Genomic DNA, 1381 nt, shown 5'->3' with positions numbered 1-1381 from the left:
TGGCGGTGCGTGGCGGGCTCGCACATCATCCCGCCCACGCGGAACACGGCGGGCGCGTCGGGCGCGAGGATCCGCTCGGCCGCGACGACGTCCTCGCGCGTCACGACGTACGCCGCCTCGATCACGGAGATCTGGTCGGGGTGGATGGCGGTCTTGCCGAAGGTGCCGCGCCGCAGGTCCTCGCGGGCCTCACGCGCGAGCGTGACCGCGTCGTCCGTGAAGTCGTAGACGGGCGCGCTGACGTTGACGCCGAAGGGCCGGAACACGCCGACGAGCCGATCCACGACCGCGCCGAGCGGCGTCTCGTACGCGGTGACGCCCCGCTCGCGGCGCATGCCGAGCAGGTTGAGCAGGTCGTTGCCTCCGACACGGACCGACAGCACGTCCGCGCGGGATTCGAGCACCACGTCCCGGAGGCGTTCCATCTCGCGGGTCGAGAACGCCTCCGGCGTTTCCACCGTGATCATGGCGCGGAAGGGCGAGCCCGCGAGCAGGTCGAGTGTGGTGGCGGCGCTCGCGGGCGTCACCTTCGGCAGGACGAAGCCGTCCACGTTGTAGATGCCGGGCGTGGCGAGCAGCGTCGCGAGCACGCGGTCCGAGCGGGGACGGACGAACCGCAGGGGCCGCTCGGCGGGGCGCGGCGCGAACTCGGACAGGGCCGCCGTGAGGTTCGAGAGGGCGCGCGGCAGGTCCGCGTCGCTGACGGCGTCCTCCGTGCAGAAGATGACCGAGCGCGCGTCCGGCAGACGCTCGCCGTTGCCGATGAGACCGAGGTCGGGACGGGTGGCGGGCACGTACAGGCTCGCGCCGAGCCGCAGGGCGGGATTCTCCATGGTGATCTCCGGGGTCAGGGGTCGAGGTCGAGGCTCTTGATGAGGGCGCACGCCTCGTACGGCATGTCCGTGCGGACGGTGATCTCCACGCCGCGTTCGCGCGCGAGGTCGAGGAGGTGCCGCGTCCCGGGGGCGTGTTCGTCGCGGACGAGAAGCAGCTGGGGCGCGCGGCGCAGCAGCACCCGCGTCGCCTCTCCCAGCCCGGGCTTGACGTGGTTCACGGGCCTGGGGCCGTAGCGGACCTGCGCGTCCTCCAGGAAGGCGCGTGCACGGGCCGCCGCGTCCTTCGCGGGCGAGGGTTCGGGCAGGTCAGCGTCGTCGGCCCCCGTGAGGTGCGCCCCGACCGTGTCGAGAAAGTGGCGGGTGACGTCGTGCGGCGCGAGGTGCTCCAGGAACGCCGCGCCGTGCAGCTCCCCCGGCCGGTCGGGCAGCACCGTCCGTGACACGAGCCCCGCGACGGTCGCGCCGAGCATCGCGTTCGGGACGAGCACGTCCGCGCGCGTGGCGCAGGAGGCCGCCGACCCGGCCGGGTCGCTCAGGACGTGCAG

2 protein-coding genes are annotated in these 1381 nt (G+C 73.6%); both read right to left on the bottom strand.

All coding sequences use genetic code 11. The features are described from left to right. Positions 1–833 (bottom strand): HpcH/HpaI aldolase/citrate lyase family protein (locus DEIPI_RS31885; RefSeq protein WP_045234526.1); only part of this gene is annotated, 833 nt, incomplete at its 3' end. Between the two features lie 14 nt (positions 834–847). Further along, the coding region (locus DEIPI_RS0116405; RefSeq protein WP_027482484.1) for a cysteine protease StiP domain-containing protein at positions 848–1381 on the bottom strand (534 nt) is incomplete at its 5' end.

It is taken from the genome of Deinococcus pimensis DSM 21231, from assembly GCF_000519345.1.
GTDB classification, from domain to species: domain Bacteria; phylum Deinococcota; class Deinococci; order Deinococcales; family Deinococcaceae; genus Deinococcus_A; species Deinococcus_A pimensis.
The sequence above is the reverse complement of the archived record's forward strand: the minus strand, read 5'-3'. Positions and strand labels throughout refer to the sequence as shown.